The sequence below is a fragment of the Pseudomonas lurida genome (assembly GCF_002563895.1).
In the GTDB taxonomy this organism is placed as follows: domain Bacteria; phylum Pseudomonadota; class Gammaproteobacteria; order Pseudomonadales; family Pseudomonadaceae; genus Aquipseudomonas; species Aquipseudomonas lurida.
In genome coordinates this window covers 6,019,004-6,031,622 of the sequence record NZ_PDJB01000001.1, presented here as the reverse complement: position 1 = coordinate 6,031,622, position 12,619 = coordinate 6,019,004, and the positions used below count along the sequence as shown (strand labels likewise).

General features: G+C 59.8%; 12 protein-coding genes. 8 read left to right on the top strand and 4 right to left on the bottom strand.

Annotated elements, in window-relative coordinates:
- The first annotated feature begins 240 nt into the window (after nt 1–240).
- From ATH90_RS27615 to ATH90_RS29800, 4 genes are all read left to right on the top strand, one after another.
- Nucleotides 241–900 carry a DUF1120 domain-containing protein gene (locus ATH90_RS27615; protein ID WP_034110177.1) on the top strand — a complete coding sequence of 220 codons (660 nt, stop codon included), beginning with the start codon at nt 241–243 and terminating at the stop codon, nt 898–900.
- Nucleotides 901–997: 97 nt separating this feature from the next.
- Nucleotides 998–1,714: a fimbria/pilus chaperone family protein gene (locus ATH90_RS27610; RefSeq protein WP_098467556.1), complete on the top strand. Its 717-nt coding sequence runs from the start codon at nt 998–1,000 to the stop codon at nt 1,712–1,714.
- Between the two features lie 7 nt (nt 1,715–1,721).
- Nucleotides 1,722–4,223, top strand: a complete 2,502-nt coding sequence (locus ATH90_RS27605; RefSeq protein ID WP_280523651.1) for a fimbria/pilus outer membrane usher protein — start codon at nt 1,722–1,724, stop codon at nt 4,221–4,223.
- A gap of 289 nt (nt 4,224–4,512) precedes the next feature.
- Nucleotides 4,513–4,761: a hypothetical protein gene (locus ATH90_RS29800; protein ID WP_342352881.1), complete on the top strand. Its 249-nt coding sequence runs from the start codon at nt 4,513–4,515 to the stop codon at nt 4,759–4,761.
- On the opposite strand, the gene ATH90_RS27595 is transcribed toward ATH90_RS29800, so the two are convergent.
- The 4 genes from ATH90_RS27595 to ATH90_RS27580 are packed head-to-tail and all read right to left on the bottom strand — an operon-like array spanning nt 4,733 to nt 7,572.
- Nucleotides 4,733–5,470: an amino acid ABC transporter ATP-binding protein gene (locus ATH90_RS27595; RefSeq protein WP_034110174.1), complete on the bottom strand. Its 738-nt coding sequence runs from the start codon at nt 5,468–5,470 to the stop codon at nt 4,733–4,735. The two genes, ATH90_RS29800 and ATH90_RS27595, sit on opposite strands and share 29 nt — an antisense overlap.
- Complete coding sequence (locus ATH90_RS27590; protein WP_034110172.1) at nt 5,457–6,107, bottom strand: amino acid ABC transporter permease; 651 nt, start codon at nt 6,105–6,107, stop codon at nt 5,457–5,459. The genes ATH90_RS27595 and ATH90_RS27590 overlap by 14 nt, the downstream gene beginning before the upstream one ends.
- Nucleotides 6,104–6,772 (bottom strand): amino acid ABC transporter permease, encoded by a 669-nt coding sequence (locus ATH90_RS27585; protein ID WP_034110170.1) that lies wholly within the window; start codon nt 6,770–6,772, stop codon nt 6,104–6,106. The genes ATH90_RS27590 and ATH90_RS27585 overlap by 4 nt, the downstream gene beginning before the upstream one ends.
- 14 nt (nt 6,773–6,786) lie before the next feature.
- Complete coding sequence (locus tag ATH90_RS27580) at nt 6,787–7,572, bottom strand: transporter substrate-binding domain-containing protein (protein WP_034110168.1); 786 nt, start codon at nt 7,570–7,572, stop codon at nt 6,787–6,789.
- A 264-nt stretch (nt 7,573–7,836) separates the two neighbouring features.
- Here ATH90_RS27580 and ATH90_RS27575 point away from each other — a divergent pair, with 264 nt between their 5' ends.
- The 4 genes from ATH90_RS27575 to ATH90_RS27560 all read left to right on the top strand — a co-directional run bounded on the left by ATH90_RS27575 (nt 7,837) and on the right by ATH90_RS27560 (nt 12,617).
- Nucleotides 7,837–8,532 carry a FadR/GntR family transcriptional regulator gene (locus ATH90_RS27575; RefSeq protein WP_098467554.1) on the top strand — a complete coding sequence of 232 codons (696 nt, stop codon included), beginning with the start codon at nt 7,837–7,839 and terminating at the stop codon, nt 8,530–8,532.
- A 122-nt stretch (nt 8,533–8,654) separates the two neighbouring features.
- On the top strand, nt 8,655–8,984 hold the full coding sequence (gene trxA / locus ATH90_RS27570) for a thioredoxin TrxA (protein ID WP_034110164.1): 330 nt from the start codon (nt 8,655–8,657) through the stop codon (nt 8,982–8,984).
- A gap of 234 nt (nt 8,985–9,218) precedes the next feature.
- Nucleotides 9,219–10,478 (top strand): transcription termination factor Rho, encoded by a 1,260-nt coding sequence (rho, locus tag ATH90_RS27565; RefSeq protein WP_003176825.1) that lies wholly within the window; start codon nt 9,219–9,221, stop codon nt 10,476–10,478.
- 156 nt (nt 10,479–10,634) lie between these two features.
- A complete protein-coding gene (locus ATH90_RS27560) occupies nt 10,635–12,617 on the top strand; it encodes an acyltransferase family protein (protein WP_098467553.1) in 1,983 nt (660 codons plus the stop codon).
- Nucleotides 12,618–12,619 lie beyond the last annotated feature (2 nt).

Genomic DNA, 12,619 nt, shown 5'->3' with positions numbered 1-12,619 from the left:
CCTACAAGTATGATGTCGATTGTTTGTTCGCTCTTGTATTTAAACTGACTGCCGAGGCTCGTACCACCGACGGTTTATTTTCATCGATCTCACGGTATTTGATGTGTCGTCTTATTCTATAGTGAGGTGCCAAAGCGACAGACTGTCACTCGGCAATTTTGCCGTGGTGTTATTTATTTATGCTTCGTGACGGTTAGGCAAAAATAAATACACCTGAAAACTTTCAGTGACAGGTTAACTATGAAAAAAATTGTTGGATTGACTCTTGGTCTCGCTTGCGTGGCCGCCACTCTCAATGCCCATGCCTCGACCAGCGCCGAACTGATCGTCAGGGGCACTATCAAACCCGCCGCTTGTAACCTGAGCATGACCGGCGGTGGCATTATCAACTATGGCAACATTCCCTCGGGTCAGCTGTCTTCAACCGCGTTCAACCCGCTGGCGGAAAAGACCACCCCCCTGACCGTCAGTTGCGGCACAACGCCCACTCTTTTCGGGCTGAAATTTGTCGACCTGCAGCCTGGCAGCAAGGTGCCGGGTATTCTCAATGTGCTGGGCGCAGGCTACACCGAGGCACACAACTATGGCTTGGGCATCACCTCGGGCCGCAAGACCGGCGGATTCGCGGTCGCCCTCAAGGACCTCAGGTCGTCGACCGCCGCGCTGTATCCCATCATGCGGGTCGGGACCGGAGCCTGGCAAAGCGGTGATGGCAAAGTTGCCCAATCACCGAGTCAGCATTCGTGGCGCAGCAGCACGGCGGTTACTCCAGCCTCGATCTCACAACTTACCGGCACTATCGCCGTTAGGCCGGTTATCAACAAAGGCGCCGACTTGGACTTGAGCCGTGACATAACCCTCGACGGGCGCGCAACGCTTGAGTTGAGTTATATCTACTAATAAATAAAATACAGCTGGTTGGAAAGTGTCTATTTCTTATCGGCTGTTCTTTAGCGCCTGGCTATATATGGCCAACTTCAAGGTGTGGGGAAGCTGAGTGAATGGCCTTTCAGTAATTAGTCGTGCGTGGGTGTTTGGTGCAAGTGTGGGGTTGTGTTTTATCCCGGTTGCAGCCGCCGACGGTATGTTGCCAGAAACAACGGTGGTCTTGCTCTATGAGGAACAGGGCGAGGCCACGATAAATATCAAGAACACCGATGCGACGCCGGCGTTGCTTCATTCTGTCGTGGCGAACGTGCCGGAGGACGTGGAGCCGCTATTGATCGTGACACCCCCCATTACACGAGTGGAGGCGGGTGAAACCCAGTTGGTGCGCTTCATCAGTACGCTGAAGGAGCCACTGAAAACCCAGCGGTTGAAGCGCGTGACCTTCGAGGGTATCCCCCAGGCGAGTGCTGCGGGCGGTGCGACCATCGGTATCACCCTGCGGCAGAATCTGCCGCTTATCCTGCACCCACGTGGCTTGCCTGTGCATGACACCCCGTGGGAACTGTTGACATGGAAGCGTGTGGGGGGGCGCCTCACGGTTAATAACGACAGTGCCTACATCGTGCGCCTGGCGCCGCAGGTGAGGATGTTTCCGCAAGGAACCCTGGGGACTTTGCCGCGTACCTACGTTTTGCCAGGCGAAGCGCTCGAATTAAGGGTGGACGGGGCGCTGGAGGGTTCGACTGCCGTCGACATGCAGCCCGCCACGGTCTACGGGTTTTCGGCGGGCAGCTACAGGGCCTCGATCAAGACCGATGGGGTTTGATCGACCCATGACCAACCTGTTGAGCAACACATTAATGACCTTGTCGTGGCCCCGTCGTCCCACGCTGCTGATGGGGGTCGCAACATTGTGGAGCCTGCCTGGCGCTGTTCCTGCGCTGGAGTTGGGCGAAGGCTTCGACCTCGCCGCGCTGACCGCCCATGGTATTGACCCGAAGGTTTCCGACTACTTCCGCACCGCAACGCGTTTTCGCGAAGGTGTCCAGGTGGTCGGGTTACGGGTCAATGGGAACCCGCTCGGCTTGGTGGATGCGCGGTTTGATTCACAAGGGCAGCTGTGTTTCACCGCGGGGTTGCTGGAAAAAGCCGGGCTGGTAAAACCCGATGGCATCTTCCAGGCGGGCCCTACCGAAGATCGAGTCTGCCATGATTTCCTCGGTGCTTTCCCGACGACGATGATACGTCTGCGGCCGGGCAGCGATGAGGTAGCGCTGGTCGTGCCCACCCAATCACTTCGCGAACCGCAATGGGAGTCCGGGCACTTCGCGCGGGGCGGTGCTGCGGGGTTGTTCAACTATGACGTGCAGGGCTTCGACAGCCACTCGCGCACAGGGAGCAGTCGGTTTGTTTCAGCCTACACCGAGGCGGGCTTCAATCTGGGCGACTGGATTGTTCGCAGCCGTCAGTTCTATGTGTCCGACAACGGGTCAAGCCGCAATGAGCACCTCTATGCCTATGCCCAGAAGGATATTACTGCGCTGAAATCGACTTTCCAGGTCGGCCAGCTCTCCAGCAGCAACCCGCTGTTTGGGGGGATCCAAATGTCCGGTGTGCAGTTCTCTCCCGATGGCCAGTTGCGTGCGCCGGCGGGTAGCAACAATGCCGTGGTAGAAGGCTTGGCCCAGAGCCAGTCGCGGGTAGAAGTGCGTCAGTCCGGTGTGTTGATCCACAGCACGCTGGTGCCCGAAGGTCCCTTCAGGCTTACCGGATTGCCCTTGCTCAATGGCACCAGCGACCTGGAGGTCAGCTTGATCGATGTGCAAGGCGCCAGGCGCAACTTCGTGGTGCCGGCGGCTTCTTTCGCGGGGGCAGCGCCTGCGGCGCCCGGCTATTACTTCTCCCTTGGCAAGGTACGTGATGATGCACAGGGGGAGTCCCCGACGCCGGTAGTTGCGATGGGTAGCGGTACCTGGGGGCTGGGGCGTGACTCGTCTGCGGGGTTTGGCATGTTGAGCGCCGATGACTATTGGTCAGCAGGAGGGACATTGGGCAGCGTATTTTTCCAGCGAGTTTCCGTTGGCGTGCGCCATAACCTGTCCCGTGACAGCCGTAATGCCCTATCTGGCTCACGCAGCAGCGTGTCTATCAACAGCCCGGTCTACAACAACCTGGATCTGAGCCTTAGCGCAACCCGCCAGACCCGTGGATATCGCGATGTTCTGGAGGCGGGTCGCGCGACCAAGGTCGACGAACTGGATTCACGCTTCAAAAATCAGTACACCGCCGCGTTGAGTTGGGCCGACCCCATGCTGGGTGCGTTTTCCCTGGGCTATACCCACGGTTCTCAATTTGACGGGCAGTCGAGTGAGCATGTGTTTGCTTCATGGAACCGGTCGTTCAGCCGCGTCGATGTCACGTTGATCGCCGACTCGCAGGTCGGTAGCACCCAGGCGCGCCGTGACGCCACGCGGGGTGACCGCCAACGTGATGCCAACCTGGAGAATGATCTGTCCGTGCGGCTGCAGGTCAGCGTGCCCTTGGGGGGCGATCGTCGCCTGAACAGCTACATCAGTCGCCGCGGGGAGCGCGCTCGTGCCGGGACGGCGCTGAGTGAGCGGGTCAATGAGTACGTGAACTACGAGGTGGGTGTCGAGCGCGACATGAATGCCCGGGAGCAGTCTATTCGTAGCCAGGTCGATTTCATGCCGCGTTATACCCAAGTCAGTCTGGGAGGCACCCGCGACGCGCTGGGCACTGGCTACAACGGGCGACTGCAAGGTGGGGTCGTGGCTCACGAAGGTGGGGTGACCTTCTCGCCCTACACCGTGCAGGACACGTTCGGCATCGTGTCAGTGGGGGATATCGGCTCTGCAAGAATCGACACGCCGCAAGGTCCGGTATGGACCGATTTCAGCGGGCAAGCGGTGATCCCGGGCCTACCCGCTTACACCAGCAGCCGTATCGAAGTGCAGACACAGTCCTTGCCTAAACGTGTTGACTTGAAAAACGGCACCCAAGTGCTTTCTGCGGCCCGAGGGTCAGTCAATACCGTCGCGTTCGATGTGTTGAAAGTGCGCCGTCTGTTGGTCACGGCAAGCGATGAACAAGGCCGACCACTGCCTCAGGGCGCCTCGGTGTTCGGCAAGGACAATCACTTTGTAACCAGCGTGGTGGGTGAGGGCATGATTTTCCTGAACGATGTGAATGACTCACAGGCACTGCAGGTTTCATTGCCGGATTCCTCCCGCTGCCTGCTTAACATTTCCCCCACGGCCGAGCCTGATAATGACACGTTCTATGAAACGACATCGGCGGTGTGCCATGGGCGTTAAGTTGAACTGTGTGGGGGGCGTACTTTTTTGTGCAGTGTTATCGACCCAGAGCGCGCGGGCTGACAACTGCCAGCTATCGGTGAGCCAGCCACGCATCGACTATGGCCTTATTCGCAGGGAGGAAACGGCCGATAGTTCCACCTTGGCGCTTGGCACGCGTGCGCTGCAACTAAGCGTACTGTGTGTAGAGCCTTCAGCGATGGCGTTGCGGTTTCTCGGAGCAGCCAATGGCAGCGGTTTTCGTTTTGGTCGTCAGGGGAGGTTCCGTATACACCTCAGGCATGCCCAGGTGGATGGGCTGACCGTCGAGTGGGCGGCGGCGCCTCAGGCGGGTGAGCATGGTGGCGGGCAGTTGCTACCGGGCCAGGTCCTGGTGGCAAGCGCCGCAGGAGCAGCGGTCAAAGGCAAACGGCTGACGGCGCAGGTCGAAATCCATGTCGACCTGCCGTCGGATGCCCTGCAAGTGCGTCATCAAACCGTGCTTGAGGGGCAGGGTACGTTCGAGCTGATCAGCCCGGCTGCTCCACTGAGCCGATGAAGTTGGCGAACTCAGGGGTCCTTGGGTTGGCGAACAACTCCTGGGGAGGGCCTACCTCATGCACTTTGCCTTGGTGCATAAAGACCAGCTTGTCACCGACTTCCCGGGCAAAGCGCATCTCGTGGGTCACCATGATCAGTGTCATGCCATCCTTGGCCAGTTGGCGCACCACGCTGAGCACTTCGTTGACCAGTTCCGGGTCCAGCGCCGAGGTGATTTCATCGCACAGCAGCACCTTGGGTGACATCGCCAGGGCGCGGGCTATCGCCACACGTTGTTGCTGGCCGCCGGACAGGCGATCGGGAAAGGCGTCGAACTTCTCACCCAACCCGACCCGCTCGAGCATTTGCCTGGCCAATTGGGCGGCCTTGGCCTTGGGCACTTTCTGCACCACTTGCGGCGCGAGCATCACGTTTTCGCCGACGGTCAGGTGCGGGAACAGGTTGAACTGCTGGAACACCATGCCGACTTTCTGCCGTAGGCTGCGCAGGTCAGCGCGTGCGGCGTCGAGGTATTCGCCATCGACTTCGATCACGCCGTCGTTGATGGACTCCAGGCCGTTGAGGGTACGCAGCAAAGTGGATTTGCCCGAGCCGCTACGGCCGATGATCGCCACCACCTGGCCTTCTTCAACGGTCAGGTCGATGCCCTTGAGTACATGGTGATCGCCGTAGTACTTATGCAGGGCGGAAATTCTAAGCAGAGGCATGCAGTCTCCTTTCCAGGTAGCGGGCACTGAGGGACAAGGGGTAGCAGAGCAAAAAGTAACCAAGGGCCACCAGGCCATAGACCATGAAGGGTTCGAAGGTGGCGTTGGCGAGCATGCCGCCGGTCTTGGTCAGCTCGGTGAAACCGATGATCGAGGTTACGGCGGTGCCTTTGACCACTTGCACCGAGAAACCCACCGTCGGCGCCACGGCAATGCGCAGGGCCTGCGGCAGGATCACGTAGCGCAATTGCTCCAGCGGGTTAAGCGCCAGGCTGGCCGACGCCTCCCATTGCCCGTGGGCGATGGAATCGACGCAGCCACGCCAGATTTCGGCGAGGTAGGCGCTGGTAAACAGGGTCAGGGCAATCGCCGCCGCCAGCCAGGGCGAGATATCCACGCCCAGCAGGGCAATGCCGAAAAATACCAGGAACAGCTGCATCAACAGGGGCGTGCCCTGGAACAGTTCGATGTAGGCGCGTGCAAGGTTGCGCGGGAAGGCTTTGCGGCTGATGCGCATCGTCATCACCAGCAAACCGATCACGCCGCCACCGATAAATGCCACCAGTGAAAGCAGCAGCGTCCATTGCAGGCCGATGGCCAGGTTGCGCACGATGTCCCAGAAGGAAAAATCACTCATCGGCTGTTCCTCATCACGAAGCGGCGGCCGATCCAGTTGAGCAGTTGGCGAATCATCAGCGCCATGCACAGGTACACCAGAGTGGTCAGGGCATATGTTTCGAACGCACGGAAGTTGCGCGACTGAATAAAGTTGGCGGCAAAGCTCAGTTCTTCGGTGGCGATCTGTGAGCACACCGCCGAACCGAGCATCACGATGATGATCTGGCTGCTCAGGGCCGGCCACACCTTGCCCAACGCCGGTAGCAGCACCACGTGGCGGAAGGCTTCGAAGCGCGTCATGGCCAGCGCGGCGGCGGCTTCCAGTTGCCCGCGTGGAATGGCCTGGATACCGGCGCGGATGATTTCCGTGGAGTAGGCCCCCAGGTTGATCACCATCGCCAGCACGGCTGCTTGCCACTCGGTGATCTTCAGCCCCAGGGACGGCAAGCCGAAGAAGATGAAGAACAACTGCACCAGGAACGGCGTGTTGCGAATCAACTCGACGTAAACGCCAAAGAACCATGCGAACGGCTGGAGCTTCCACGCTCGCACCACAGCGCCGACGGTACCCAGGGCCACGCCCAGAACGGTGCCGATAGCTGTCAGCTCAAGGGTGAACAGCGCGCCACGCAGCAACAGGTCGGTGTTGGCCAGCACCGGCACAAAGTCAAATTGATACGCCATGAGTCAGCTCCGCTTCACAGATCGGCGGGCAGCGGCTCTTTCAGCCATTGCATAGCGTTCTTTTCCAGGCTGCCATCCGCCTTGGCCGCGACCAGGATCTGGTTGACCTTCTCCAGCAGCGCCGGCTCGTTCTTGTTCACGCCCACGTACACCGGAGAGTCCTTGAGCTTCACTTTCAGCGCCGGCACACGTTTAGGGTTGCGTTCGCTGATCGCCACCATTACCACGTTGCCACTGGCGATCAAGTCGACCTGGCCGGCCAGGTAGGCGGCGATGGTCGAGTTGTTGTCTTCGAAACGCTTGATCGTGGCTTCCTTGGGCGCGACGGCGGTCAGCTCAATGTCTTCAATGGCGCCACGGGTCACGCTGATGGTCTTGCCCTTGAGGTCGTCAGTGCTGCTGATGGCAGCTTCAGGCGGGCCGAACACCGCCAGGTAGAACGGTGCGTAAGCCTTGGAGAAGTCGATGACTTTCTCGCGTTCGGCGTTCTTGCCCAGGCTTGAGATAACCAGGTCGACCTTGCCGGTGGTGAGGAATGGAATACGGTTGGTGCTGTTGACCGGGGTCAGTTCCAGCTTGACCTTGAGCTGGTCGGCCAGCAGCTTGGCGGTGTCGACGTCGAGACCGCGGGGCTTCATATCGGGGCCGACCGAGCCGAACGGCGGGAAGTCCTGGGGCACGGCGACCTTAAGGGTGCCACGAGCAACGATGTCGTCCAGACCATTGGCCTGGGCGGGGGCCTGGCTCAGCATCAGGCTGGCAAACAGGGCAGTAAGCAGGGCGCTGTAGCGTTTGGTCATGGCAACTCTCCGAGAAGGGCGAAGGCATTTTCTGCATTGGGTTCATGCGGTGATTGCACAGCCCATGCCATCACCTCCCGAATCGTCTGCAAGGCCGGTATTTATTGAGTTGGCGTGGTCGGACTGGTCTGAACAGTGATCGGCGTTTTCGCACCCTTTTCGAGCGTCGACAAAACGGTGCGAGCCCCTTTGGGGCGTGGCTTGCCGCCGGCTTCGAATAGCTTTACAACTAGCCGATACGTTGACTGGAACCTTGAGTTTTTTATGAATTCCTTCGCCCAAGCCGTACCGGAAGCGGCCCTGCAGGCCATCCGCAAACTGATCAAGGAGCAAGGCTTCGGCCCGGGCGACGCCTTGCCGTCCCAGCGCGACCTGGCGGTGCAATTGGGGGTCAGCCGGGCGTCATTGCGCGAGGCGTTGTCGTCCCTCAGCGCCTTGGGCGTGGTCAGTGTGCAACCAGGTAAAGGGGTGTTCGTGCAAGCGGCCGAGGAGTCGCCGGGGTTCGCCTGGCCTTTTGCGGCCCAGGCCACGCCGTTGGATATCTTCCAGTTGCGTTATGCCCTGGAGGGGTTCGCGGCGGGGTTGGCGGCGGTGACGTTGAGCATCGATGAACTGGACAGCCTGGAGGATAACGTCGAGGCCATGCGCAAGGTGCTCAAGGCTGGTGACTTCGAAGCGGCGGCCCGGCTCGACTTCGAATTCCATCAACGTATCCTGCTGGCCAGCGGGAATCAGGCGATGGTCAGCATCCTCAGCGCCAGTGCCGAGGTGTTCCTGGAGAGCCAGAAACTACCGTTCATCCGGCCGGAGCGGGCCATGGAGACGTGGCAGGAGCACCGCAGGATACTGCGCGCCCTGGCCCGGCGCGCCAGTGCCGCAGCCCAGAAAACCATGCAGGAACACGTGCGCAACGCCGCATTGCGCACCGGCATTGCCTTTGTGACGCCCGTCACGCCTTGAGTTGGGCTTATACCCAAACTCATGCGCCACCATAGGAAGACTCAATCAGAGGCGGCTTCCTGAACGGGGGAAGGGCGGCTATGATGGGCCACGTTTTTTTTGCTTACAATCCGGAGACATCCATGAGCAACGATCTTATCAAGCACGTCACCGACGAGACCTTTGAGGCCGAAGTACTCAAGGCTCAAGGCCCGGTGCTGGTTGACTACTGGGCTGAATGGTGTGGCCCTTGCAAAATGATCGCTCCAGTCCTGGACGATATTGCGACCACCTACGAAGGCAAGCTGACCATTGCCAAGCTGAACATCGACGACAACCAGGAAACCCCGGCCAAGCACGGCGTGCGTGGTATTCCTACGCTGATGCTGTTCAAGAATGGCAACGTCGAAGCGACCAAGGTAGGCGCGCTGTCGAAGTCTCAGCTGCAAGCTTTCCTCGACGCGAACATCTAAGCGTCCTCCAAAAAGCCCCGCAAACAGCGGGGCTTTTTCGTGAAACAGGGCTAGACGCTCCGAAACTCAGGTGGTACATTCGGCCCCGCACTGGTTTCTCCACTGCCCCCTGCAAGCCGTCGCCGACGCATTCCTTTTCGATTAGTACGCGATCCTGTCGCCTTCTCTGCGGCGCGGCCTCATTAAGCCAAAAGCTTAATTTCCCCCCTCCATAAATGATTACGTCATTCCTATATGAATCTGACTGAACTCAAGCAAAAGCCGATTACCGACCTGCTCCAACTGGCCGAAGAAATGGGCATAGAAAATATGGCCCGTTCGCGCAAGCAGGACGTGATTTTCTCCTTGCTGAAAAAGCACGCGAAAAGCGGCGAGGAAATCTCCGGTGATGGCGTGCTGGAGATTCTCCAGGACGGCTTCGGCTTCCTCCGCTCTGCAGACGCCTCCTATCTTGCCGGCCCAGACGATATCTACGTCTCGCCGAGCCAGATCCGTCGCTTCAACTTGCGCACCGGTGACACCATCGTTGGCAAGATCCGCCCACCGAAGGAAGGCGAGCGTTATTTCGCCCTGCTCAAGGTCGACACGATCAACTTCGATCGTCCCGAGAACGCGAAAAACAAGATTCTCTTCGAGAACCTGACCCCGCTGTTCCCGACCGTGCGCATGAAGATGGAAGCCGGTAACGGTTCCACCGAAGACCTGACCGGTCGTGTGATCGACCTGTGCGCCCCGATCGGCAAAGGCCAGCGTGGCCTGATCGTCGCACCGCCGAAAGCCGGTAAGACCATCATGCTGCAAAACATTGCAGCGAACATCGCGCGCAACAATCCTGAAGTTCACCTGATCGTGCTGCTGATCGATGAACGTCCGGAAGAAGTAACCGAAATGCAGCGCACCGTGCGCGGCGAAGTGGTTGCCTCGACGTTCGATGAGCCGCCAACTCGCCACGTGCAGGTTGCCGAAATGGTGATCGAGAAGGCCAAGCGCCTGGTCGAACACAAGAAAGACGTGGTGATCCTGCTCGACTCGATCACCCGCCTGGCCCGCGCCTACAACACCGTGATCCCGAGCTCCGGCAAGGTATTGACCGGTGGTGTCGATGCCCACGCCCTGGAGAAACCGAAGCGTTTCTTTGGCGCAGCGCGGAACATCGAAGAAGGCGGCTCGCTGACCATTATCGCCACCGCACTGGTTGAAACCGGTTCGAAGATGGACGAAGTGATCTACGAAGAGTTCAAGGGTACCGGTAACATGGAACTGCCCCTGGACCGTCGCATCGCGGAAAAACGCGTGTTCCCGGCGATCAACATCAACCGTTCCGGCACCCGCCGCGAAGAGTTGCTGACCGCCGACGACGAGCTGCAGCGTATGTGGATCCTGCGCAAGCTGCTGCACCCGATGGACGAAGTCGCCGCCATCGAGTTCCTGATCGACAAGCTGAAAACCACCAAGACCAACGATGAGTTCTTCTTGTCGATGAAGCGTAAGTAATACGACGTTTCAGGTCCGAAAGAATGGCGCCCTCAGGGGCGCCTTTTTTTTGTGTCCGAGAAGGGAGGTTTGCCCGCCTTAGGTGTCAGTTAGGAAACAAAAAAGCGTGAGTGCGGCTACGCTCATCCCCATTCGTATCTGGCTGACCATTGATTTATGACCACTCTTGTTTATCGCAGAGACATCGACGGCCTGCGTGCCATTGCTGTCCTGGCCGTAGTGCTGTTCCATTTCGGTGTTCCAGGCGTCACGGGCGGCTTTGTCGGCGTTGATGTTTTTTTTGTGATTTCCGGTTTCCTGATCACCTCGATCATTTGGCGTGAACGCCAGGCGGGGCGTTTCAGTTTCGTTGATTTCTGGGCGCGTCGCGCCCGGCGCATCCTGCCAGCACTGTTTGTGATGATGGCGGCGACGCTGGTGGTGGGCTGGTTCCTGCTGGCGCCCAAGGACTACGAAGCGCTGGGACGTTCGGCGCACTATCAGGCGACTTTCAGTTCCAACCTACTGTTCGCTCGCCAGCACGGTTATTTCGATGCGGCCTCCGACATCAAGCCCCTGCTGCATACCTGGTCGCTGGCGGTGGAGGAACAGTTCTATATCGTCTTCCCGCTGTTGCTGACACTGCTTTCAAGCCGTTTGAAACACTGGCGCCTGGCGCTGTTCTGCGTACTGCTGGTGTCTTTTGGCATGAGCGTCTGGGCGGTCACGCATCAGCCGCAAAAGGCCTTCTATCTGCTGCACCTGCGTGCCTGGGAATTGCTCGCCGGGGCCATGTTGGCGGTGCTGCCCACGCGTGACTGGCGCGCCTCGCCCGCCCTGGCCCAAGGTGTCAGCCTGGTGTCCATCGGGTTGATCCTGGTTGCCGTGTTCGGTTTTGATCGACACACGCCGTTTCCTGGTGCGGCCGCATTGCTGCCGGTACTGGGCGTGGTCGGGTTGATCTGGGCCAATGGGCAGCAACACACTTGGGTCGGGCGCCTGATGAGCTCGCGGGTGATGGTGGGTGTGGGGCTCATTTCATATTCCTGGTACCTGTGGCACTGGCCGGTGTTCGTGTACGCCAACTATGCCGCGGTGGATGGCTTGGGCACGCTTGAGCTGGCGGGGCTCATGCTGCTGAGCCTGGTGCTGGGCTATCTGTCCTGGCGATTCGTGGAAGCTCCGTTTCGTGAAAAGCGCTTGTTGGCGGGGCGCAAGGCGATCCTGGCAGCCGGCGCCGCCGGCATCCTGTGCCTGGGTTTTACCGGCCTGGCATTGCGTGAAGCCAAGGGGGTGCCGTGGCGTTTGTCCGACCAGGCGCTGCGTTATGCCCAGGCGAAGACGTGGAGCCCTGTGTTAATGGCGTGCATGGCCGACAAGGACACGCCGGATGAACGTCTGTTTTGCCACTTCGGCCCCAAGGGGCGCTCGGTGTCTGCGCTGGTTTGGGGCGACAGCCACGCCACCGCGTTGATCCCGGCCCTGGAGGACGGTGCCAATCGTCACGCTATCAGCCTGGTGCAGGCGAGTTTCGCCGGTTGCATGCCGCTCGATGGCCTGGAGAACATTGCCCGTTGTGCGCATTTTAACCAGCGCGTCGAGAAAGCCTTGGCCGAACAGTCGTTCAGTGATGTGGTATTGGCCGCGCGTTGGAGCCTGTACCTTTACGGACAGATGTCGGGCGACAAGGAGCATGCGCTCAAGGACCCGCGCACTGGCGAGTACGTGCGCGCCGTGGCTGAACAGCGCTTCGCCGAGGGCCTGCGCGAGCGCATCAACGGATTGCGTGCAGCCGGGCATCGGGTATGGCTGGTCAAGGAGGTGCCGTTGCAGGAAATCATTGTGCCATACCGCCTCAGTCGCCTGGCCATGATGCACCGTCCGGTGGACAGGGAAGGGTTGCCCGTGGAGGAGCACGTGGCGCGCCAGGCGTTTATCACGCGACTTTTTGACGAACTGGCGGCGGCCGACAGCGGCGTCGCGGTACTGGACCCCGCGCCCCTGCTGTGTGGCGCCGATGGCCTGTGCCGGGTCGAGCTCAATGGCCGCGCGCTGTACACCGACGACAACCACCTCTCCGAGGTAGGGGCGCGGCACATCGAGGCCTTCCTGGAACCGCTGTTCCGTTCGCTGCAATCAAGGGAGCTGACGGCCAATTAAGC